At 56.4% G+C, this 26,696-nt stretch carries 3 protein-coding genes; all 3 read left to right on the top strand.

Annotation, left to right across the window (positions count from 1 at the left end):
* Positions 1 to 213: 213 nt before the first annotated feature.
* The 3 genes from SH528x_RS35905 to SH528x_RS35895 all read left to right on the top strand — a co-directional run bounded on the left by SH528x_RS35905 (position 214) and on the right by SH528x_RS35895 (position 26,125).
* Positions 214 to 21,375, top strand: a complete 21,162-nt coding sequence (locus tag SH528x_RS35905; protein ID WP_442508220.1) for a hypothetical protein — start codon at positions 214 to 216, stop codon at positions 21,373 to 21,375.
* A 480-nt stretch (positions 21,376 to 21,855) separates the two neighbouring features.
* Complete coding sequence (locus SH528x_RS35900) at positions 21,856 to 24,639, top strand: DUF1553 domain-containing protein (protein ID WP_442508219.1); 2,784 nt, start codon at positions 21,856 to 21,858, stop codon at positions 24,637 to 24,639.
* Between the two features lie 19 nt (positions 24,640 to 24,658).
* Positions 24,659 to 26,125, top strand: coding sequence for a DUF1501 domain-containing protein (locus SH528x_RS35895; protein ID WP_442508218.1), 1,467 nt, complete (start codon positions 24,659 to 24,661; stop codon positions 26,123 to 26,125).
* Positions 26,126 to 26,696 lie beyond the last annotated feature (571 nt).

The following is a 26,696-nucleotide window of genomic DNA, read 5'->3' as shown; positions in this document are numbered from 1 at the left end:
CAACCGCCGATAGGGCGAAATTGGAAAATCAACAATTGAGTTTCTGCGTGAAACTCGTCTGGAGCTTTGTCGCCGTTTCGACTACTAATAGCTCGATAGAAGGTCAGGATTTTTCGAAGTTTGTCTCAAGCTTGCTTCGATTCTGACCGAAGTGCGTTGGCCATGAAGGCCGGCGTTGGACCTTTGCCCCGAACGGATTTGGGATTTTCAGCGATGAAACTCGACTCACTCCTTGCTCAGCTGCGCCGTCGCTCCCGTCTTGCTGCCGCCCGCAAGTCTTTAGGCAAAAAAAGGTCTCGCAACCGCCTCGCCGCACGGCGATCGTCGTTTGAATCGCTCGAACTACGCCGTCTACTGGCGGCGGATGTTTCGCTCAGTGGTAATCGGTTGCTGGTGACCGACACTACCGACGCGAATGATGACTTCGTGATCGAAGTCTCGGGCGGCAACTATGTGATCTCTAATAGCAAGCCCGTGACGGCTAGTGGAATATCAGATTCCGATAGTGATCCAAATAAAGTGACCATCGCGATCGGATCAATCACCGGAGTTGATGTCAACGCTGCGGGTGGCAACGACATGATCACGCTGAAAAACTTTGCAGGCAAATCGGCGACGCTCAACGGAGGTTCCGGCAACGACACGTTCAGATTCGACGATGCATGGGGTACCGCGACGATCGTCGACGCAGGTGGCGGCACAGTCGACTTTTCGGACGTCAGCGCCACCTTAGGTGTGACTCAGTCCGGTGGAAACGTCGTCGTCCGCTCCGATGATTCGAGCGAAGTCAGCTACGCAGCGGCCAGCAATTTTTCGGGGCTTCCACTTGTCTTGGATCAAACCGCCGCTCAAACCGCACTCAGCGATGGGCTCGATGAATTAGCAAGCCTGGGTGGCGAGCTAGCGTCACTGGACAAGCTGAGCGAAAAACTTGATTTGGTCGGCCAATCGATGGGCGATTTTCTGCCAATCGAGGATATCCTCGACCAGTCTCTGTCGCAGCCAATCGCATCCTATTTTTCTAGCCTGGGGTCAGATGATCCCGACTTGGTCGGACTGCTAACCGCACTGGACTCGCTGAGCGGTAGCAGCTACTCCGGTTCCGGCAATTTGACTTTCGCGGTCGGTGCAACGGGAGTGATGAACGGCGATGTAATGACGCTGGACCTCAACGTGGTCGCGACGGTGACGCACTCCGCTGTTTCGCTCGATTTGGGCGAGACCATCCTGGGGCTCGATGGGGCGCTCGAGGAATTGATGACGACCTCTGGCGCGACCACCGATCTGACCGTCGGGTTTCAGTGGGATTTCAGCATTGGGGTCGATGCCACCGCAACGCCGTTCTTCTTTGCCGATTTCGACAACGATATGAGCGTCACTGCCGACGTGAACGTCGCCGATGCGTCGTTCGACCTCAGTGCGGGGCTACTTGGCTTGGGCGTTGGGGCGCACGGGCCCGCAGGGGCATCCAGCACGATCGTTTTGAATGCCGACACCACATTAAATACCCGTGCTTTGATGGGGATGGACGGAACGAACGGGGGAGCATCGGACGGAGTGCTACGGATCAATGAACTGCAAAACGCGAATCGATTGAATGGGTTCGTCTCGGACGCCGCTGCGACTGCGCAACTGGACATTGACCTCTACGCCACAGCCACCGGCGTATCCGGGGTCACCGATGGCACGCCCGCGATGATTCATTTCAGCGATGATCTGTTCAGTGCCGCCGCACCGACGTTCACCGAAAACTTAATCTCGCTGGGGATTCAGGACTTCTACAACCTGAATGCCAAATCGGTGTTGCAGGTCATGCAGCAGTTCGGCAGCTATGTGGACGTGCTGGGTTCGAAGACGTTTGAGAATGAGCGACTGTTGTTGGGGACTACGGCGATCCTCGGTGATTTGGTTGACGTCGACGGCTTGTACCAGGACGAGTTTCTCAAGCGAATCGAATTGCCGCCGCACACCGCTGCGACGCCGCTAACTGACATCGTCGGGGTGCCCGAGTCCGGCGAAACGTTGAGCACATTGTTGGGGACTAGCGGCGATAACGCCCCCGAATTCACGGTCACCTTGCGAGACGGCACCACGTTCGATGTCGATCTCGATGGCACCACCACATTAGCCGATGTCACCAGCCGTATCCAATCCGCGTCGCCAGGGACTTCGAAATTTGAAATTATCACCGAATCCGATGGTGCATTGTTGTTGGTCGATAAAACCAGCGCCGCGTCGGACAGCGACAAGTTTCATGTGACAGCGAAACAGGATGGATCGAGCAAGGATTACGCAGCGGCCGCCAAGTTGGGATTGACCGCGGTCGCGGTGAAGAAAGACGTGGACGCCAATGACAATCCTGAATCAGTGATCCAATTAGCGCCCAACCCCGGGGCAAACTTTGCAACGCTTCAGCAGATGCTCTCGCTGCCCACCGGTGGCGGTTCCTCCTACACGACCGTAGGTCCGATGAGCTACGACGCCGGCACGTCGACGTTCCGCTTTACGCTCGATATCGCCAAGACCTTTGCGGATTCAACCGACACACTGAATCTACCCGATTTTGGATCGCTGAGCGGTTTGAGCACGACCAGCAGCGTCGATCTTTTGAATCCCACCGCGATGCTACATCTGCCGTTCGAACTCGCGTTGACAAACGTTGGCTTCAACACGCCGCTTTCGTCATCGACACCGATTTCGCAATTGAACTTGGGTGCCGGCGTTGCACTGCTCGAAGGCGTAGACGACATTCGCGTTCATCTTGCCGATGGAACCACGTTCGCTGTCGACTTTGATCCTGAGCTTGCCTCCATCACACTGGCAAGCCTCAACGGAGGTGCTGGCGTACCTACTTCGGGCGACGCCAACGCCGATTTGCAATTCACCTTGAACGATGGCACCACCTTTGACGTCGATTTGGATGCCAATCTTGCTTCGACTAGCGCGGCACCTGCGACGCTGGGTGAATTGGTCGAAGCAATCGGTGCGGCAGCGGATGCCGCTGACGCGATCACCGGTACCGTGGCGGCAGGGGCGACCGCGAATCAGTTGATCGATTCCTCAGCACCCTTCGGAGCGAACGATAGCTTGGTGGGGCGTCAAGTGATTGTTGGCGAGCAAACCGCGACCATCACCGCCAACACCGCCGATACATTGACGCTGAGCAGCAATTGGAACACGCCACCCACCGCCAGCGACAACTATGAAGTGTCAAGCCGCTTGGCAGGATTCGCTAGCCTTGATAGCGCTCGTGGCACGCTTAGTTTGATCGATGCAACGACACCGGTCGGCGCGCCGGCCTTGGCAGTTACCGGTACGGCCGCCGCCTCGCTTGGAATCGACGGTGCAGCGGAACAACGCAACCTCGGCGGCAGCGAGTTTACCGCGATTGAACATTCATTGGTGACATTGGGTGACTTGATTGCCAAGATCGAAGCGGCTGCGACGGCGGCCGGTTTGACGTTGCCGAGTTCAACCGCGTTCTCAGCGGGTTGGGACTTTGATGTGCAGATTGCGGATGCGGGGATCGTGTTGGTTGATCGGACGTCGCCCGCAGCCTCGATCAGCGGCACGGCGGAAAGTGATGCCGCAGCCGACAAACTTTTGGACACCGCTGCGTTCGCATCGTTTGCCGCGGACGCCTTGGTGGGACGCGTGGTGACGATCACCGGCGGCGTCGGAGCAGGGCAAAGCGCAACGATCATCGCCAACACCGCCGATACGTTGACGTTGGATTCCGATTGGGACACCGCGATCGATGCCACTTCGACATACACCATCGCCAACGATTTGATCGTCGCGGCACTGAATAATTCCGGAGCCCGCGTTAGCCTTGGTTTGGCCACCCCGCCACAAGATCAAGCCTCGGTTTCCGAAACGCATCTGTTTGATGGCAGTGGCGGCGTGGTGGCTCGCACCAACGGCACAACCGCAGCCGATTTAACGGTCACGCTGAGCGGTGGAGGCTCCTCGTTTGTCGTCGATCTCGATGGCAGTGTGCCGCCTGCGACGATCAAGGATATTGCGGACCGGATTGCGGCGGCCGCCACCAGTGCCGGCGTGACGACGGCTGATTTCGAAGTCTTTACCGATTCGGGAACCGGGACGATCTCGCTGATTGATCGCGCCCAAGCCGGAGCCGTGTCGACGTTTACGGTCGCCAATGCCGGAGGCAGCTTTGCTGCGACCGATCTTGGGTTGGCCAGTGGTTCGGAGGTGAACGTTGATTTTAGCACCCCGGCCGGTAACGAATTGGATCCCGAGTTTGTGATTGAGCTGAAGTCGCCCGTGAAGGTGCTCGCAGGTAATCCCTTGCATGGCGATACCGCTGCAGCCCACTTGAAAGTCCAGTCCGATGCGACACCGACGCTGCAGTTTGATTTAGATGTGTCCGCGTCAGGAGCCACTGGTAGCGGGCATTACGGTGCATTGGCGGTTGATTTTTCGGATCTGACGATTGCGGATGCGACGTCCAAAGTTTCGGCATCGTTGACGTTGGACCCCGCAACGCTTAGCCAGTTGTGGGGCGGTTTGGGCAACCCGTTCCCTTGGTTAGTGAACGACCAAGTGAACTTTACCAACTCGCTCGATCTGAGCATGAAGCTACAACCGGTGCCAGCGATAACGGGAGTCAGTAGTGGGCTGAAAACCGATTTCGATGTCGATATCAACAATCTCTACAACGTGCGTGACAACGTTGAAATCGTCGCTCCGGTCATTCCCGGTGTGGATGATGTTCAGAGTCTTCTTGTTGCCGTCGAGCACCTCACGCTTGCCGATATGTTTGACTATCTCGATTCGGTGGGCGATTATCTTGTCGAACTTCAGACGCAATCGAAGCTGGCGGATCGGCTGCCGGGCTTCTCGAAAAGTCTCGGAGAGTTGTTTGGTTTTGGCAAGGCGTTCCAGGCTCGTGTGCAAGAACTGAAAGCGTTGCCCGAGGAATTACAGCCCAAGTCGCTGCAGTCGCTAAACGCTCAATTGTCCGCGCCACTCGATGGCGCCTCGTTGGTTGCTGGATTGAGTTTTGACCCCGCCAACAAGAACTTGACGCTCGATCTGCAACTTGATCTCGACGCGATCAGCACGATGCTTCCGGTTTCCTTGGATTTGACCAAGTTGGGGCTCGATCTGACCGCTCAGGGACTGCAAAAGGTCGCTGCGATCGTCGATACGCTCAGTGCTGCCCCGATGCAAGTCGATGCCGATGGGGTGGTTGAGGTCCAACTGGGAATCGATTTGTCCGATCCCACCGCTCCGGCGCCGTTTCTAGCGGGAGCCGCTGGTTCAGGATCGGGCACCGAAGCCTCGTTTGATATTCAAGGCGTGAACGATGATGCGTTGACCTTCACCACGCTGCTAGGCAGTTTGCCCGCCCAAGTCATTAGTGGTTATGTGATTCTGGATGCCGATGGAGCGGGAACCTCTACCGCGCCGGCCACCTACACGGTCGACCTGCAGACAAACACTCCTTTGACGACGCCGAGCGAAGCGCGGAACGCCGCTTCGGCTGCGTCGACGGCGATCCAAGTGGCCGGTGCACTGGATGCCCAGTTTGAATTAGCATTTCCTGAGCAAGTGATCCCCAGCGATGCGCCTGCGACGGTTCCGTTTATTACCGCCGGGGTCAGCAACATTGACGCTCCCGCCGACGGCAGCAGCTTGCTGACGACCAACCTTGTCGGCGGCGACGGCAACTGGTCCACATTCGAAGTGCTGACGCAGAATTTCTCGCTCTCCGACACGATGGACGGCTTCAAGCTTGGGTTTTACGACCTGTTCACCAAGCTTGACGCGGCGCTAGATACCTCGCTGTTGGGGAACGAATTGCCATTGGTCGGCAACCAATTAGCCGAAGCCGCCGATTTTCTGTTGCAGATGCGAGATTCGGTTGTCGACAACTTGAATTTGTATGGCAAATCGATTTCGATCGATTCCGTACGCCAAGGCATTTTTGACGCATTCGGTCCCGGGGGTTTCGATTGGCTACAGAATGACCCCGCATCGGGCGACAGTGTCGTCAACATCGACGATGTCAAGATGGTCACCGATTCGGTGACGGTGGAGGGGCGCGAACTCGTCGTCGGAGTCGAGTTTCAAATGGATTTGGTCGCTCCGACGGAAACGTTAGAATTCCCTGTCGACCTTGATCTGTTGTTGCCGGGGCTGGGGTTAGAAATCGACGCGCTTGCCGATGTCATGTTCGGATTTCACTTGCCGTTGTCGGTCGGTGTCAGCATTGCGGATGGTGTTTACATCGATGTGCAACGTGCCAATGATTTGGAAATTGTCCTGGACGTCGCACTGCCGCAAGCGGCAGTGTCGATGACGGGTGATCCTCAATTGACGTTTACCAATCCGGTGACCGGAGCACCCAAGGTCAGCCGTGACCGCGGCAACTGGATACTCGATGGATTTCGCGCTGGCCAAATCATCGAGGTTCGTCATTCGGACGGCAACAACGGCCAGTATGTGATTGCCTCGATCGATCCGTTCGGTTTGGAATTAACGCTCCAGTCGACCGACGCCAATCTTGCGACGACAACCAGCTCGCTTGACCGCGTGGTCGCCGAAGGTCCGAAAAGCGGGATCAGCGTCGAGGTGTACCAGGTCTCGCTGACCGGACGCCCCAGTTTGACGTTCACCGACGTGACCGAAAACTTCACGCCGAAGTTGCTCGAGTTCGCGAATCTGCCACCCCAGACGTTTACGATCGATCTGCGTGACGAGATCACTCGCAGCAGCGGTAGTTGGGTAGCCGATGGTTTTCGTCTCGGTGACTCGATCACGATCACCGGCACGACCAATAACAATGGTGTCTACACGATCCTTGCAATTGATCCGTCGGGACGAACCATCACGGTCGATACGGTGCTCGAAAACGAAACCTCTTCGACCGGTATTGTGCGAAAGGATGAACTGCATGGCATGACCGCAACGATGGGCGTCTTGCCGTTTCGCGTTTGGGATCAAACGCCACAGCAATCCGAGATGTCCGGCACGTTTGTGATCGATTTCTTGGACCCTTCGGTCATCGGCACCCCGCGGTTATCGTTAAACGATCTGATTGCTGCGGCCCCGTTTCCCAACATTCCGCAAACCGGATTCAGTGGGGCCCCGCTGCCAAATTTGTTGAGTATCAGCGAGAAGGTAGGAGCGGAATTCACGGTGAACCCGATTTCATTGGATCTGGAAACCGATCTGCCCACCGGCGCCGCGTTTCCGCCGTATCGGATGCAATTGGATATCACGAATTGGGATTGGGATGTGACGGCGTCGTTGGTCAGCGAAACGAGCACGCCGTCGATCGCATTCAATGATGTTCAGTTCGAAGTGGTCGGTTTCGTTCGCGATTTTCTAGGTCCCGCTATCACTCGGATGAGTGTCGCGTTGGAAGCGGTGGACCCGTTGTTGGTCTTTTTGCAGAGCGAGGCGATGCCGATTGTATCGCTGTTGTTTGGCAAGACCTCCTACGCGAGTGCTCCCGGAACGTTTGGCGGCGAGAGTCAGATTGGGGACTTCACTGGTGCCGCCACAGCGCTACGAGCGTTGGCCGACGGAGGCAAACCGTTCGAACGCGACGCGATTGGCGAATTCTTTTCGGATCTGTTTGAAAACCGAGAGTTCGACGACATCACCTTGCTGCCGATCATGAAATTGACGGGCGAAGAGTGGATCGACATCGGCAGCTTTGTTGTCGACGGATCGGTGGCGCGAGGCCAATCGGGTGATTTGTTTGACCCCAGCGTCAATGCCGAACGAAGCTTTGGATCGCTCAAAGACAAGCCGCTGCGGATGACCGGTGCGATCGACGTGAACTTTTCAGGGACCGCAATCACATTGACAAGTTCCGAGAGTGCCACATGGATCGACGCCGGCTTTGCCGTCGGGCAAACGATTCGTATCACCGGAGACATTAATCCAGGAACGTATACGATCGCTTCGGTCAGCGATTCTGTGCTGGCGATCAGCGGCGGAACGTTTGCGACCACGGGGGCGATCGCCGGATTCCGCGGCAGTGCTATCGCCGTGCAGAACGCGGATGGTTCGCGATCCGGTTCAATCCTCGGTCAAGTCGCTGCGATCGCTCGTAATACGTCAAGCTCGGCTCACGAGGCGGCGCAAAGTTTGGTGACCACCCAGTTATTGCCTGGACGGAAGAAAGTCGAGGGCATCGGTGGGTTCACTAACAAAATCATCAATAACGATCACTTTCAACAAGGATCCGGGTTGACGTATGACGCGATCGCGTTGCCGATTTTTGAAGAGTCGTTTGGGCTATTGCTCGGGGAAACGGGGTTTGATGGACGCTCCGAAGCGGATAGTCATCTGATGACCTATAGCACTCCCGAGTTGTCGTTGATCTTGTATCACCTACAACCATTGACGTGGGAAAGTACGATTGGAACGCTTGTCAACAAAGCGGTCGCGAAGGTCGTCGGCAAGCCACTTGATGCCTACAAGTATGCGGTGCCGTTTATCTCGATCTCATTCGAAGCCCGCGCCGATTATGCAATGGCATTCGACACCACCGGGTTGAAACGCCTTGGCATTACCGGCAACTCAGACGATATCGTCGATGGATTCTACTTTGATGATTTTGAAGGCGTCGAACCGAATCCTAGTGCGATCGGAAATTTGAATGTCGGAGCAGGAAGCCAATCGGGTGCCGCTTCGGGACTGGGGGCCAGCGGTGCCAGCACTCGCATGGATGAACCTCAGGTTCGTATTCTCGGTGGCGTCGGGCTGGGCGTTTTCGTCGATCCGTTTTTGGTGATCGCCGGCGGAGCGTTTAAGGACTTTATCCAAGCCCGTGTTGGATTTGAATTGTCGCTGCATCTCGGTCAGGACCAAAACTTTCACGACCCCAGTGGCGACGGACGTGTCCGCGCGAATGAATTCGATATTCTGACCAGCTTTACTCAAAACTACTCCGCAGGGACTTATTCCGGTGACGGAGACGATGCGTTTGATGATGGGCTGCGGATCGAAGTCCGCGCGGATGTCTTCGCCAGTGTCAAAGTCGGGATTTTTCTGACCCACAGTGCCAGCGATTTCCCGCTGCTGCCGATCGGTTTCAAGTTGATCGATATCCGCGTGAACCTGATCACAATCGGATTTACGATCCCGGTGAATCCCGCAGACTACTCGGCAATCGTCCTGGGGAACCAAGGCGGCGACGGCGTGTTGACGCTCGTGTTCCACGACGGTCAAGACACCGCACTGTATATCGGCGCCTCCAGTGCGCCCGACGATTCTGGGCGACAAAATATTGTGGTTTCAGGACGTCACTTTCACCAGGAATTCAGCGACGTCGTTCGCATAGCGGGCATCGGTGGGACGGGAAATGACAGCGTTTTTGGCATGCCTAATGTGTTTCTAAGCGTCGACCTGAATGGCGGTGCGGGCAATGACATTCTCGTCGGCGGCTCGGGCAACGATAAATTGGTCGGCGGTAGCGGCGATGATACCCTCGATGGCGCCGGTGGCGATGACACGTTGTGGGGTGACGACGAAGCGGGGATCCTTACCGGAACAGACATTCTGTTCGGTGGCAATGGTGCCGACTTCCTCCGCGGTGGTGCGGGACCGGACATCATTCGCGGTTGGCGAGACAATGATGATATCGATGGCGGCGACGGCGACGATTTTGTAGATGGCGGAACCGGCAACGACACGGTCCAAGGTGGCAGGGGAGTCGACATAATCCTGGGCGGTATCGGTCGCGACACGCTTCGCGGAGGTGCCCAACGTGACCGCATCGAAGGTGGCCGCGATGCCGATATGTTGTACGGCGACGATGACGACGACTTGCTGTTTGGCGGTTTCGGTAACGATACCATCGATGGTGGCGATGGCGCCGACGTGCTCTACGGCGAACAACACAATGATCTGCTGCAAGGTGGGGCCGAAAACGATACGCTTGATGGCGGTTTGGCAAGCGACCGAATCCAAGGGGGTGAAGGTGACGATCTGATCAAGTCACGCGATGGCAACGACATCCTTGATGGACAAAATGGCGATGATACTTACCAAGTTCTTTTTGTTGCAGGGAAAGCCAACTCGCTGATCCGAATCGTCGATAGTGGTACGGCTCAAGACACCGACATTTTTGTTGCCACCGGGACCTTGCTGGATGACCACTTCCTGCTGCGAGCCAGTGTCAGTGGATCCAACGCGTTTGTCGCGATGCTGAGCGACCCCGATCACACTCTTACCGATCCGGCTTACGATCCCGCAGTCCAGCGAATCAACTACCTCGGAGTCGAACGGATCGTCGTCAACGGCGGGCTTGGCAATGATTACTTTGCCGCCGACGATACCGCTGCCGAAATCACGCTCAATGGCGAAGGAGGCGAAGATACCTTCCAAATCGGCCAATTGTTCCGCAGCCAACGTAACGAAGAAGACGCCAACGTTTCGGTCGATGATGTGTTCGCCACCATCGAAACGACTCGCGGGTTCCTGTCCAACGGCATCAGTTCGCCAATGACGGTCAATGGCGGACTCGGCAACGATCGCTTTGTCGTGTTTCACAACAAAGCCGTGCTGTCGCTCAACGGGGACGAAGGGGACGACGATTTCGAGGTCCGTGCGTTTGCACTGGTCGGTTCACGCGAACCCGAACGTGCTCGAACCGACATAACCGGTGGTGCCGGAGCGGACCTTGTGCAGTACGCCGTCAATGCACCAGTTCACATCAACGGAGGCGACGGATTTGACACCCTGACGGTGATCGGAACGGAGTTCGGCGACGATTTTGTCGTCACCAATGCGGGGGTTTACGGAGCCGGATTGACGATCGATTTCACCAACATCGAGTCGCTGCGAGTCGATGGTGCCGAGGGGAACGATCGCTTCTTTGTGCAAAGCACCTCCGTGACATTCTTGACCGAACTGTTTGGTGGCCTGGGCGAAGACACCTTTAATATGTCGGGCGACACGCCGCCGGTGGTCAGTAATGACTTGCTCGGCCACAGTGGGATCATCGCCAACGATGTCACTTTTTCGAATGATTTGCGTTACCAAGATTTGAAGTTATTCGGCGTTTCCGCGAACGTGGCCGACAACGATGAACCGTTTGTCTCAATTCGCACCAGTGGTGGATCGAGCATCATCAGCGAGACGGCATCGTCGGATACATCGCTGCTGGATTATTACGAAGTCGTGCTTTCGCGAGCCCCGCTGCTTGGATTTAACGTGCTCGTCAAAGCACTCGCCCCGCTGCCGAGTCCTGATCGACGCGAACTCGGATCGCTGGCGTTCCGCTTGACCAGTCCTGCGAGCGGAGCGGAGGAGAAGGCTGATGGTTCGGCCGTCACGCTCCAATTCACTGCCGATAACTGGATGATTCCTCAGCGTGTAGAAATCCGCGCCGATGGGGTGACCCAACAAGACACCGGGTTGTTGTTCACGCGTCCTGAATTGTCCGAAAGTGCTGCGTTCACGTATAATGACGCCGCATTGGAAGGAAAGCAGTCCGCGGTCGTCAACCACTTAGTTGTATCCAGTGCGGCTTCGATCGATGGCAAACCGCTGGCCGTGGTCGATCAACCGACGATCACGATTGTCACCAACGAACCGTTCTACAAATTCTTGGGCCAAAGCATTCGGGTCACCTTGGCCGATGGCGTGACCGTGCAAGAACGCCGTATCGAAGACGCTCGCTTGGTTGATGGAAACATGCAGCTGACGGTCGATCGATCGTGGTTGGCCGTTAGCCAGTTACCGACTGTGACCAGTACGTACTCGATCGAACTGGACGGCAGCGAGTTGACGGGCAACCCGCTATCGGCCGCCAATGCAATATTCTCGATCGCCGATCCTCTTGATCCAGCAGATCCGTTCCTGGACAGCGTTGATGATCTGCTCGGTCGTCAAGTGACAATCGTTGACGGATCGGGCATAGGGCAGAGTCGATTCATCACCGGTGCCGAGGGCAAAATTACGTTGACCGGGACGCAAACCGGGATCTATTCACCCAATGTCGCCTCGTTTCCGCTGGATCTGACGCCAGGCGACCAACGAGTGGATGTCACCTCGGGTGCAGTCCTGAATCTTACGGTGAATGGCGACTATGACCAGACTCACGAATACCTGACTGTCAATATTGATGGCACCGATGTCGGAACGTTCTTCCAAGGTAGGGAAGGACGATGGTATTCACCGATGACAGCATCGATCAGCCTGACGCAAACGCAACTACAGTCGATCCTTGACGATGGGCACTTGGATCTGACCTTCACTCCGTCCGCTCGCGTTGGCAACTTTGATGCGACTTACGGTGCGTCACGAGTGTCATTCGACCTGCAATTTACCGCGGATGCAAATTCGGCAACGTTCCACAAAGGCGTCCTCGGCGATTTGAAGCTAACGCTTGATCGAGGTTGGGCGATCGGGGATTCACCCGATGTCGACAGCAAATTTCAAGTTCGTATCGATGATGCGTTGATCGGAAAAGTCACAGGAATTGATGAGAGCCCCACGGGATTGCCGATCGATCCAAGTTTCCCTGCGGAGCTAGATACGCGGACGACGTTTACCGCCAGTGCCGCAGACTTTACCAAATCGGATTTCGGTCCGGAAGGTTTGCGAGGCGCTACGATCGAGATCGTCGGTGGTCCGGGTGCTGGTCAGCAGCGTTTGGTGCTGGGAGCTCTGAATAGCACGACGCTGATCTTGAACGGAGATTGGCGAACCAATCCGGTCGCCGGAGAAAGTTTGTATCGGATTGCCCGTTACGATGGGTTGGCGGTCGCCAGTGTCGGTGTCGAAATCAACGACAACGACGAAGCCAGTTTGATTGTCGATGAAACTAAAGGAATCAACTCGAGCGTCACCGGTTCTGTGGTTGAGGACTTTGACACAACTACCTCCGTCATCGAAGGCGGCGACGGCGATCATCTCGGCGAACGCGATGTCGTGCTTGTCAAACTTTCACGTGAACCGACCGCGGCGGTCAACGTCGCTCTGCAATACGACGACACTCAACTGACGCTGCAAAAAATCGACGGAAGCCCTATTGCCGGAAACATGCTAACCTTCGATTCCGCGAACTGGAACACCGCTCAACAAGTCGTCGTGATTGCCTCGCATGACCTGCGGCGAGAAGGTTTCCACACGAATCTAATCCAGTTAATAACTCAATCCGCCGACGTCGATGAGTTTCCGAATCCGAACAAGACAGATGATTTCATCATTAACGAAGCAGAGCCCGTTCAGTTCGTCGGACTCAGTCGACAACCGCTCTCGATCACCAGTGTGATGTACAACGGGCAAACACTTGATGAGTATGACCCCTTGGTGCCGGCCGGAACGGCAGCAAAGCCAGTTTGGCAATCGATCAGCAATAAGATCGTATTCCATGCCGGTGAAAATATCGCAACGGTTTTGGGCAGCGATCTGCATGTCAGCTACACCTACAACAATCCTGGGTACCACGGTGTGTTTACCCAGCCAGTATTAGTTCGCACCAGTGATGCGGACGCCCCCACGGTGCTAGTGCGCGAGACCGATGGGTCGACCGACGTGGTCGAAGGGGCCGCCTCGTTCACTTCAGTCGCCTTCAGCGGAGCTTCATTTGCAGAGCATAGTCTTGTCGGTCGTACCGTGACGGTGGCTGGCGGAACGGGAGTCGGGCAAACTGCGTTAATTCGGCGTAACACTGCAAACTCGCTGACGCTTGACCGTAATTGGAGCGTGCTGCCGGATAACACCAGTACGCTGACGATCTCGAACAATGTGGTTGATGAGTTTTCGGTGCCTGGCGAGGCGACAGGCGACATCTCATACGCCTACCAACGCAACGCTCATCCGGTTTATCTCGTCGCAGGGGTAAGCTACACGTTTGATTTGGAAGGGGCTGCGACCGGTAAAGGGACGAACAACGACCCTTACTTGTGGTTGTTCGATAGCTACAACCGCCGCGTCGCTTACAACGATGATGGCGGCGCCGGTCTAAACTCCCACATCGAGTTTACTCCTGCCGCCACAGGAAACTACGTATTATCGGCCGGTGCCTATTCCGCTAATACAGGTACTTACACGCTCCGTACTCGTTTTACCTACGACATCGCAGCGGGTATCACGACTCCGGCTCGACTGTATGTTCCCGAGTCGATCGCGAGTTCGATTGATTTCGTCGGCGACCAAGATTGGTTCGCGATCACAATGTCCGTTGGCAATAGCTACACATTTGATTTAGAAGGTTCCGCGACAAGCCAAGGAACGCTCGACAACCCGCTATTGCGTTTGATGGATAGTGCCGGAACCGAAATCGTCATCCACGACGATGTCGACGGAGCAACCAATCGTAACGCTCGAATAACGTACGCTCCTGCTAGTACAGAGACATTTTACGTATCAGCTCAGGCCGTAGGCAGCTCAACTGGGACGTATCGTTTGACCACCACCACGACCCCCGCGGTCTTGTCGGTCACGTCAACCACGATCGAATCGTTTGAGACCGACAGCTACGAATTAGTGCTGACGGCCGCTCCCGACGACGGCACCGGTTCAGGACGCGTCGAAGTCACCGTGACTCCAGAAATTACCAAGACCACTCGCACCGGCGGCGTTCGTACTGATGCGAAACAGGTCACGATCTATAACTTGGACGGTCTGCCGACCGACCGCGTGCGGGTCGATCCGAGCAATCCCGACAACCTGATCGTTTCGTTTGATGAAACGAACTGGGACACTCCGATTCGCATCGGTGTGCGAGCAATCGACGATGCGAAAGTCGACGGGGGTGATACCAAGGTGTTTGCCGACGGCCCCAACACGCTCAGCGAGATCCTTGGCCCGGTCGTCGTCGACGGCGCCGGCGGCGAAGGTTCGTTGGTCGGCATCGGACCACCTGAGAAATTCCCTTACGAAACCAATGTCAAACAGAAAACCGGCGACGTCGAGTCGGTCGATGGCTTTGATGTGAACTTGCCTGTGCTTTCCGCCGATCAATTGACGCAGTTGGGATTGGCATCGGATCTCAGCAACGTGAGTGATCTGGTCGGCAAAACGATCGAAGTGGTCGCGACGTATCCCACCACGGACTGGTTGAGCGTGTTCTCCTCGGCCACCACAGGCAGCCCGAATGATCCGGTCGTGGGCCAGTTCCGCTTAATTACCGCAGCGACCGCGAGTGGCGGCAAAGTTACGCTGAGTTTGAACGAGCGTTTCGGAATCGGCGGCGATACGGTTGGTACGATTACTCCCGGCGCGACGTCGGATGTCGAGGTGACTCTCTCACGCGAACAGCGATTGAAGCTGGGTATCGGTAATGCCGATGATCTGCTTGGTCGCCACTTGGAAGTCACCGATGCGGCCGGAGCTAAAACCGGCGAAGGTGAGATCTTGAGTGCGGTCGACAATGGCGACGACGTGATCACGATCACGGTTGCCGCCGACTTTACCGCGATCTCCGCCGATATCGATGGATTCTTCATCCGCTCGGATGACTTGATCAAGAGCTACGCGATCACTTCGGAAAGTTTGAACTTCTTCGTTACCGAGTCCAACTCGGTCGACTACATGTTCATCCACGACGAAGACAGCCCAGCGGACAGCACCGGCTATCTGACCGATTCCCGATTGTGGGGGCTGAATATGGGCGAAAATATTACCATCGGTGGGCGAATGCGTGCTGGCGGAATCAGCTACGGAAACTTGGAAGTGCTGCAGATCGATTTGGGCAGCGGCAACAATGACTTCAACGTGCTCGGTACTCACACTCGCCGTGATGATCCGAACACGGTTGCCGACGAGACCTATCAAACATGGACGTTCCTCAATTCCGGTAACGATGTCTACTGGCCAGTGACCAATCGCAAGGGCGATGTGGTCAACGTCCAGCTCAATGAGATCGATGATTCCGTGGTCACAAGCGGCACCGTGACCGGCGGCGCGAATGCATCGGCAACCGAGTTCACAAAGCTGGTTGACGGCAGTGCATCCTTTGGCCCCGACGACAGCATGACTGGCTTCAAGGTTACGATGACCAACGCTGTCGGCAGCGTGCAAATGCGAACGATCCTTGGCAATACCGCCGATACGCTGTGGTTGGATGGAGTGTGGAGCGAAATCCCGGTTTCCAGCGATACTTACACGATCACGAATCAGGCCGATGGTGCCTTCGCAGTCAACGCCCAAGACGGTGATGATACGATCAACGCCAGCGGATCGACGCTCGGCATTGTCGCGTTTGGTGGACTCGGGAACGACCGAATCATTGGCGGCGACGGCGAAGACATCCTGTTCGGCGACCAAGGACGTGTCGATTACTTTGGCGACGATGATGGCAACGGAAATCACCCGATCGTCACGCGTTTGGGAAATGCACCTCAGCCAATTAGCGGTGCGGTGACTGGCGATTTCGGTAACGACGCGAACCTACTTGACGTTAATGCGGCATTCCCGGTTGCCGATGGTTTCGATATCGGGTTGGTCGGACTGTATGTCGATATCAATAACGGCACCGGGTTTTTACAGACGCCGCGATTGATCACCGGTGGCGATGCGACCTCCCTCAATATCACGCCTGACTTTACCGAAACGCTCGACGCCACCAGTGCGTATCGCATCTCGACATATCCCGAGAACCAAACCGACGGAGTGGTTCGACAAGCGAATTTGATTCTGACGATCAACGATGCAGCGGGCGGTAACGATGTGATCAGTGGCGGTCTCGGCAGCGACCAAATCTTTGGCGGCGCCGGCGACGATGATCTATCGGGCCACGACGGCAATGACATCCTGTTCGGCGACACGGGCGTGATTGATCGTGCCGCATTGGCTCCTGTCACGGGAAAGGCGGTTGCAAGTCTGGTGCAATCGGTTCGCACCAAATCGCCGTCGATCGGCGGTAGCGACATGATTTCGGGCGACGATGATAATGACATCATCTTCGCTGGCTTCGGTATCGATTACATCAATTTTGATCGCACCGCGACCGCGCTAACGGGTGAAAAAGGGAACGATTTGATTCTGGGCGACAACGGCAACGCCGACTTTGATGTGTCGGCCGGCGTGTCGATCCTGGCGCAACTCGAAACCAACGAACCGACGCACGGCAGCGGTGACTTCATCACGGCCGGCGAAGGCGAAAAGATCATCTTTGGCGGTGCCGGTAATGACACCCTGCTAGCCGGCGGCGATACGCAGCCCGACATCGTGATCGGCGATGAAGGGGTCGCGGTCTTTGATCCCACCAGCGGTATTCGGACTCGTATTGAGACGACGACCCCGACGATCGGTGGCGATGACATCATCACCGCGGGCAACGCCTTGAATATCTTGCTCGGCGGTAGCGGATCGGACCACATCACCGGCGGTGATTTACAAGACGTGATCTTGGGCGATAACGGCAAAGTGGATTTCACGGCTTTCGATGCCGACCCGGCGACGCTGGACCAAGTCATCACGATCGATCCGACCTTGGGCGATGTCGATACGATCTTTGGCGGTGCGGGCAACGACATCATCATTGGCGGTACCGCGGGTGACGAAATTCATGGCGGCGATGATTACGACATTATCTTTGGGGATCATGCCGAAATCGATTACCGCCGGCCCGTGGATCGTAACGTCGTCAGCCGTTTCATCACCACAGCCGATGGTGGTGGGGATGACCAAATCGATGGCGATGATGGCGACGATTTTATCTTTGGCGGCCAAGCCAATGACACCATCAATGGTGGCGAGGGGCAAGACGATATCATCGGCGGGCACAACGTGCCGTTTGGTGCCGATGGCGATGATACCATCGACGGCGGTGACGATGCCGATGTCGTTTTGGGTGACAACGGGATCATCACACGGACGCTGTTGAGTGTCGGATTGGGAACTTGGGAAAACTACCTCGCGCCGTTTGACTCGATCGTGATTCGCGAAGTCCAACCGTTTGACGATCGTGATTTGATCCAGGGCAACGATACGCTGCGAGGCGGTACGGGACAGGATATCCTTCGCGGTCAACGTGGCGACGACGAGATTCACGGTGGTGACGACGATGACGAGATCATCGGCGGTCTCGGCAGCGACACGATCTTTGGCGATGGTGGACAAGATTTTATCCTTGCCGACGCAGGTCAGATTCTTCGCGATTTCAATGACGATGGCACTCCGCAATTGAATAGCGACGGCACATGGCACCGCGACCTGTTAACCGAAGAAATCGGTCGTATCACCGACATCATCCCGATTGACCCGACGGGGTTGGCAAATCCGCCAGCCGACTTGGCTGCTCGTTTGCTCGCCGCCGACCGCATCGTGCTCTCCGGCGTGAATCTTTCAAATGGGTGGAAAAACACGGACGACCTTACCGGTCAATGGCAAACCGTGGCGATCTTGATCGATCTGGTCGATGCCGACAATGACATCGTTGACGGTGGCGATGGCAACGACATCGTGCTGGGCCAACGAGGCGACGATACACTGCGTGGTGGCAACGACAACGATACGCTGATTGGCGATCACGGCATCAACACCGCGCCGATGGAAACCGATCTGCCACAAATGGTCGACTCGATTCGTTTGATCGGCGTCGATGCGTCGGCAAACCTGTTGTCCGGGATCACAGTGGTATTGCCTGGATTTGGGCAAGTGATTGTGCCTGAGATGGTGGCGCAGCCAGGCGGATTGGTTGCCGAGCGTCCTCGCTGGGATCGTTTGACCAGTGTTAACAAAAAGCTTGCCCAAATTGCCGGGCAAGACGATTTGAAGACCAGCGACGATTTGTTGCTTTCCCCCGCAATTTCGATGACGCCTCACTTCATCGGCCACGCCGGTGGACTCGATGGTAATGATTCGCTGTTTGGTGACGACGGTGCTGATTTGCTGTTTGGTGACAAGATGATTGTCAGCAGCGAACTGCAAACCGGACTCACTCCGATCAACGAAGCGATCGATCGAGCAACCGGCGCGGTCGCGGGTGTGATGTACGCGTTCGAAGGATTGGCACTCGATCAAAGTGTGGTCAATTTCGAGATCGACCATCTCACAAACAACCAACAGCGAATCGAAATCGGCAATGACCGGCTCGAGGGTGGCGAAGGCGACGACACGCTGGTTGGCGACAATGCCACCTACGCCCTTCCAATCACTCGCACGCTTTCGGGCACCGATTCGGTCGTCGTCAAATCGGCTCTTCTGCAGCAGCATTTGGCGGACCTCGAAACGATCGCTGACGATGCATCGCAATTGGTCAGCACCGCTCACCTCGGTGTGATCGATCGCCTGCTTGCCGACGCCGCGGCCGCACGTCCTTCGTTGCCTGCGGTCAGCGGATTCGGAATTGATTTTGTTGAACATCACCAAATCATCGTTGGCGAAGATATTCTTCGCGGCGACGATGGTAACGATACGCTGGTGGGTGGCGATGCAAAAATCGTGGCTCCGTTGATTACCGGAACGACGGCCGATTTGCCAAACACGAAGATTGTCGAAGGGCTGAGTGTCAATGAAATCGAAGCGGTTGAAACCCAATTGTGGACCGAGGCTCGCGAGCAAGAACGTGAACTTGCCGAGCGACGTGGTATGCGGCTCATCAAAATTGACGCCGAGCTCGGTCGTCGTACCCCGCTAGACCGGATCGCCTATGTCCCGTCGCTTGATCGCGATCTCGACAATGACGATATCCAAGGCAACGAGGGTAATGATCTGGTGATCGGCGACTTTGGCGTGATTGCCGCTCCGTTGGTGTTGGACGCACCGACCACCGAGACCGAACTGCGTGATCTCGACGCTCATGTCGAAGTGGTGTTGGAGCAATATTCCGACGCGGATCGTAACGATGTGCCACGAAGCTTTGATACTCATCTGGGTCGACAGCGTCACGCTGCGTCAACGACCGACGCGATGGCTCCCGAATCGCGTCACAATGCAATTGATGGACGCTGGGAAATCGGCGAAGACGATATCGATGGCAATGCGGGTGATGACACACTGCTCGGTGATAACGCATCGGTTGTCGCACCGTTGGTCGTTAACAATCCTGGCCAACACGTGACACTGCGGCGAGCCGGTTATGTCGTTGCCTACGTCGACGACGCGATTGATTCGTTTGTCGACAATCCTGTGCTCCGGCGCGTCAACCAATCGATCAGTGGTGATTCCATGACCGGTGGCGACGGCAATGATGTGCTGATGGGCAGTGCCGGTGACGACAATCTCAATGGCGAAGCGGGCGACGACGTCGTTCTCGGTGGCAACGGCAACGACAGCCTTCGTGGTGGCACCGGTAACAACGAAGTTCGTCGCGATGGTGGTGACTATCCACGACTCGATTTACATGATGCGATTGGCGTTTTCGTTTCGACGACTCGGACACCGACAACCACTCAGTTGTTGTTGGATGCGGCCACCGGAGCCGACAATTTGGCGGGCTGGGCCGTTGGCGGATCGGGTAGCGGAACCGATGGCGGCGACGGTGAACCCGATGCACCCGTGCCGCGGGTGGCTCGTACCACATCGTTGACCGGAACGAATGTTGCCGTCACGGGACAACCGATTGTGCTTTCCGGCGCGATCACCGATTTGCCGACCGGAGCAACTTCGCGTTTGCTATGGGAAGTGAAAAACGCTGACGGTGAAACCGTTGCGATTGGTAAGGGAGCGAGCTTTGAATTCTTGCCCATACTGGCCGGTACTTATACTGCGTCCCTGACTGCTACTGACAGCGATAACGGGCTGGGCACGGCTTCGGTTTCGCTTGACGTACAAGACATTCGTATCGTTCCCGATCCGGATCATCCTGGCAAATCGATTTTGATCTTGGGCGGCAGCCAGCTCAACGATGACATCAAACTGCAAGACGTCCGTCGTCAACCCAGTTCAGTCGAAGTGCGGCACAGTCGCGGCGACGTCTGGACGCGAACGACCTACACCAACATCAGCCGCATCGATGTGTACGGCGGCGAAGGCAGCGATGACCTCGTGGCGGATCGTCGCTTGGCGATTCCGGTTCGCCTGTTTGGCGGTGCGGGTGACGACAAAATTCGGGGCGGTGCAGCAGACGACTTCCTCGACGGCGGTGCAGGGGACGATCGTTTGTATGGTTTCGACGGCGACGATGTGCTCGTCGGCGGCTGGGGAGCCGATCGGCTTGACGGCGGCGAGGGTGATGATTTGATGATCACCGAGTTCATGAGAACCGATGCCGGAAAGACCGATCCCGATGTGATCGTCGATCGCTGGTCGAGAACGGGCTTGTCGGTGGCCGATCGATTGGCAACGTTGATCAGTGATCTCTCCAATGCGATCTCGAGTGACGGTGCGACCGATAATTCGGATGGCGATCGCGGGCAAGACGCGTTCTTCACGCAATTGAGCGACGATCGTCGCGAGCGTCGCGGCGACAACGACCTCGTCACACTGTTTTAATGTCGATAGTCGTTGATCGCTCTGCGATCAAAGCGCCCCAAGCCGCCTGCGTAAGTAGCGGTGCGGGGCTATTAGCTGAAGTAGAGTTTCGCTCAGCGTTCTTCACCTCCCCAAAACTTGTTTTGGGGAGGTCAGAGCGAGCGGAGCAAGCTCTGGGTGGGGCCTCGGAGTGTTCGAGATAGAGCGTTCCATTTAGCTGCGACGAAGCCCTCCCCGGAAAACTCGCTGTGGGCTCGTTTTCCGACCCTGCCGACGCGAGCTGGGAGGGTAAAGCACGAAGAGGTGAAGCACGCTAAACGTTTTACTTCAGCTTTGCCTCAAACCCACTTAACCCGCTTCGCCGGAGCAAAGTCACCGCGTACCGTCAAATCGGCAGCACGGCGAGGCATTTGAGGGTAAGATAGTAGCCTCGCCCTGACCAAATCCCACCCTCCCCGACGATGCACCCTGTGTCGCTTGCCAATGGTGCTGAGAAATCCCATGAAAAGAGCTCTCGCCTTTGTCGTGCTCGCCTGTCTCCTGCAAAGCCAAGCTGCAGCCGAAGTCGTCGATTTCGTTCGCGATGTTCGGCCAATTTTTGAAAAACATTGCTATTCCTGCCACGGCGAATCGAAGCAAAAGAGCGGTCTGCGGCTGGATATCAAATCCGAAGCGCTCAAAGGGGGCGATGGCTACGGCGAGCTCGTGGTGCCTGGCGATATCGACGACAGCCCGCTGATCGAACTGGTCACTACCGACGACGAAGATTCGCGGATGCCGCCCGACGCCGATCCACTTTCGCCCGCTGAGATCGCGACGTTGACCCGCTGGGTCGAACAAGATGCGGTCTGGCCCGATGGCGTTGACCTCGCTGTGCTCGAAGATCGACTCGACCACTGGTCGTTTCATCCGATTGCGGACGCGGTTGCACCGGCCGTCGATGACACCGCTTGGCCTCGCAGCGATCTGGACCGCTTTGTGCTCGCCCGCCTAGAAAGCGAAGGACTCGCCCCCGCGCCCCCTGCTGATCCGCGTGTCTGGCTGCGACGTGTGACGATCGATTTAACCGGGCTGCCTCCGACGCCCGATGAAGTGGATGCGTTTCTGCAAGCGGTGGGCGACGATGACACTGCCTACGAAGCTGTGGTGGACCGCTTGCTGCAATCGCCTCGCTATGGCGAACGCTGGGCTCAGCATTGGTTGGACGTGGTGCGGTATGCCGACACGCATGGCTTCGAAGTCAACACGGAACGGCCAAATGCGTGGCTGTACCGTGACTACGTCATTGATGCCTTCAACAACGACACACCCTACGATCGCTTTATTCGTGAACAAATCGTGGGCGACGCGTTGGATCAAAATGCGGCGACCGGATTTCTGATCACCGCTTCGGTGTTATTGCCGGGACAGATCGGGAAAGACGAACCCTCAAAGCGTTTGGCACGGCAAGATTCGATTGATGAGATCGTCGTCAACATCACCCAAACGTTTCTTGGTTTGAGCGTCGGCTGCGCGCGATGCCATGACCACAAATTTGATCCAATTTCGCAACATGACTATTACGCGATGCAGGCGTTTGTGTCCGGAGTCGAGTATGCAGATCGCGAAATCGATCCCGCAGAAGCCAAGTCGCGACGTAGTGAGACAGCGAAGCTGAAATCGGAATTGACCGATCTCGATAACCAACTTGCTCGCTTCACGCCGCTTGTAAATTCCAGCGTCACACGTCCTGCGATCAATGCACGACTGAATATCGACCGTTTCGCTCCGGTCCGGACCAACCGCGTGCGGTTCACGATCAACGCGACCAACAAGTTAGAGCCGTGTATCGACGAGCTGGAGATCTTTGACACCGAGGGCAACAATCTCGCATTGGCCAGTCGCGGTGCGACCGTTACATCGTCGGGGGACAGAACTCAAAAGAACCGTCACGAGCTGCGGTTTCTCAACGACGGACGTTACGGCAATTCAGCAAGCTGGATGTCCAACCAGACCGGCAAAGGCTGGGTCGAGATTGAGCTTGCTAAAACGACGGAAATCGAACGTGTCTCCTGGGGCCGCGACCGCGAAGGCAAGTTCGCCGACCGATTAGCGACCGACTACACGATCGAAGTGGCGGACGAAAAAGGAGCATGGACGCGAGTCGCCGATGCATCGGATCGTGCCCCGTTTGACGCGGGCAAGTCCAAGCCGACAGCGTTTTCGACCGAAGGACTCGCCACCGACGAAGCAGCACAAGCAACCAAGCTACACCATCGCAGGATCGAGCTCGAAAAGCGGATTGCGAGATTGTCAGAGATTCCATTGGCGTTTGCGGGGAAATTCCGCACCCCCGACGAGATTCATTTACTGCTGCGTGGTGACCCTGAACAACCTCAAAATGCGGTCCCACCCGCCGTGCTCGCCTCGTTTGATTCGATTGCATTGCCGGTGGATGCTCCTGAGCAACAGCGGCGAGCCGTGCTCGCGGATTGGATTACCGATCCAGACAACCCGTTGACCGCTCGCGTGATGGTGAACCGAATTTGGCAAAGTCATTTTGGGATGGGGATCGTCGAAACCGCCAGCGACTTTGGTCGGATGGGCACAAAACCGACTCATCCCGAGCTGCTCGACTGGTTGGCAGGGCAGTTCATCGATTCAGGCTGGTCGGTCAAACAAATGCACCGCACCGTCGTATTGTCAGCCACCTATCGGCAATCGACTCAGTTCGATGAGGACGCATTTGCGACCGATGCCGACGGGCGGTTGCTGTGGCGATTCCCCACACGTCGCTTGGATGCCGAAACGATCCGCGATGCGATGCTGATGACCGGCGGACGGCTGGATTTCAAGATGGGCGGACGCGGATTCAATCTGTTCAACCAACGTGGCGGTTTATCAGGGTTCACTCCTGTCGAGTCGTTCAGCGGCGACGGCCTCCGACGAATGATTTACGCTCACAAAGTCCGTCGCGAACGCGATGCGGTGTTTGGCGCGTTTGATTGTCCCGATGGCGGACAGAGCACTGCTCGGCGAATCGAGTCGACCACGCCGATTCAAGCACTGAATCTATTCAATAGCCGTTTTACGCTCGAGCAATCCGAAGCGTTCGCAACGCGAGTGAAATCTGAATTGAATTCGGACGAACTCGACACGCAGATCCGCTTGGCGTATGAGATTGCATTGAACCGAGCGGCGACCGCGGAAGAGGTCTCCGACGCGATGCCCGTCGTCCGCGATTACGGATTGCAATCACTTTGCCGAGCCTTGTTTAACAGTAACGAATTTTTGTTCTTGCCCTAATTCGAAAAAAACTTCGCTGATGAACGATCACGATCCAATGCTATCTCGCAGCGAATTCACGCCGCTGAATCGACGTGGGTTTCTGAGCAGCACCGCCTCGGCACTGGGGTCGGTCGCGCTGCTCGATTTACTCGGTCATGGCACGGCGCAAGCCGCATCGCCCGCGATCGATCCTGCTCGGCCGTTTGTCCCTCGTGCTTCGCATTATCCGGCCAAAGCCAAAAATGTACTGGTGATATTTTGTGCCGGAGCAGTCAGCCAACTCGAGACGTGGGACTACAAACCCGAGCTGATCAAACAGGATGGCAAGCCGCTTGCCGGTGGTCCGGCGGTGACGTTCCAAGGCCCCGCCGGAGATCTGGCTCGACCTCAATACAAGTTCCGGCAACGAGGGCAAACCGGCAAATGGGTCAGCGATATGATCCCACATCTGGCTGAATTGACCGACGATATCGCGTTTGTCCACTCGCTAACGAGCAAGAGCAACACGCACGGACCGGCCGAGAATTTCCTCTCTACCGGCAACATCCTCGACGGTTTTCCAAGCCTCGGTTCGTGGGCGACGTACGCGTTGGGCAGCGAGAATGCGAACCTGCCAGCTTACGTGGCGATTCCCGATCCTCGCGGAGTGCCGCAAAATGGATCGAACAACTGGGGACCAGGTTTCCTGCCCGCCGCGTTTCAAGGCACTCCGCTGAGTTCAAAGAATCCAATTCGGCATCTGACGGCCGACGGCGTTGGCACGGACGCCGACCGAGCGACCCGTTCGTTATTGCAGCAGATGAACGATCGTCACCACGACCAACATCCCGGCAACGGAAAATTGGCGGCGCGGATCGCCAGCTACGAACTGGCTGCACGAATGCAATTGAGTGTCCCTGAGATCAGCGACTTGAGTACCGAACCCGCACATGTACTTCGCAGTTACGGTGCCGACGATGAATCGAATCCAACGCGAGCCGCATTCGCACGCAACTGTATCCTCGCTCGGCGGATGATCGAACGCGGCGTTCGCTTTGTCCAAGTGTTCAACGGCGCCTACGCCAGCGGTGGCGAGTTGAACTGGGACGGGCACAGCAAGTTGAAGGAGCAATACGATAAACATGCGGCCATCTTGGATCAGCCCACAGCCGCACTGATCAAAGACATGAAGTCGCGTGGTCTGCTCGAAGACACGTTGGTGGTGTGGTGTACCGAGTTTGGTCGTATGCCATTCTTTCAAAAGGGAGCGAAAGGACGTGATCACAACCCCGACGGCTTTACATGCTGGTTGACCGGAGCCGGAGTGAAGCCAGGCGTCAGCCACGGCGTAACAGATGAGCTTGGTCAGAAAGCGGTACAAGACATCCGCCCGCTGTACGATTTCAACGCCACGATTTTGCACTTGTTGGGCCTCGATCACGAGCGACTGACGTTCGAGCACAACGGAGTCCAGCGCCGGCTCACCAACGTCGAAGGCGACGTGATCCACGAAGTCCTGGCGTGAGCAGCGATTCTGTCACCTCTCCACCAACGTCGGTGACTGCTGAGATAGAATCCGGCGTTGCGCGAGTGTACTGTCACCTCTCCCAAACGCAGTTTGGGAGAGGTCGAGCAGAGCCTTCAGCGATGCTCGGGTGAGGGCCGACCGAGCAAGTAAGGCCGGAGTCTCATTGCAAACTCTCCACCAACTTCGAAGACTGCTGGTATACTAGCAAGCGAGTAGGCCGGAGGCCGACACACTGACGTGTATTTCGAATCCGAAGCGGAAGTCGTCAACGGTCGATTGATTTAATCCAAATGCAAATCGCACGGTGAGCCGTGGGCCGTAAGGCACCGGGTAACGCGTGGAACCCGGCCGCTGACGCGTCACGGCTCACTAAATCAACAGGTCGTCAAGACTTTCGATCCAAGGCGAGCTTCCCCCAAAACTCTTCATGAGACTGCTGGATCAAAAGCGAATGCCCCCAGGCCGGAGGCCGATACAGTGACAGCGGTTGTGTCGCCCGCTAGTTTGCCCGACCCATTCTTAATCTTACTCATACTCTTAATCCTAATCTTCTACGGCGGACTTCGTC

It is taken from the genome of Novipirellula methanifontis (assembly GCF_052161655.1).
Classification (GTDB): Bacteria; Planctomycetota; Planctomycetia; order Pirellulales; family Pirellulaceae; genus Novipirellula.
This window is presented reverse-complemented; position numbering and strand designations above follow the sequence as displayed.

Coding starts and splice junctions, on each gene's coding strand:
- SH528x_RS35900 (WP_442508219.1), top strand. CDS start 21,856: ATGAAAAGAGCTCTCGCCTTTGTCGTGCTCGCCTGTCTCCTGCAAAGC.
- SH528x_RS35905 (WP_442508220.1), top strand. CDS start 214: ATGAAACTCGACTCACTCCTTGCTCAGCTGCGCCGTCGCTCCCGTCTT.
- SH528x_RS35895 (WP_442508218.1), top strand. CDS start 24,659: ATGAACGATCACGATCCAATGCTATCTCGCAGCGAATTCACGCCGCTG.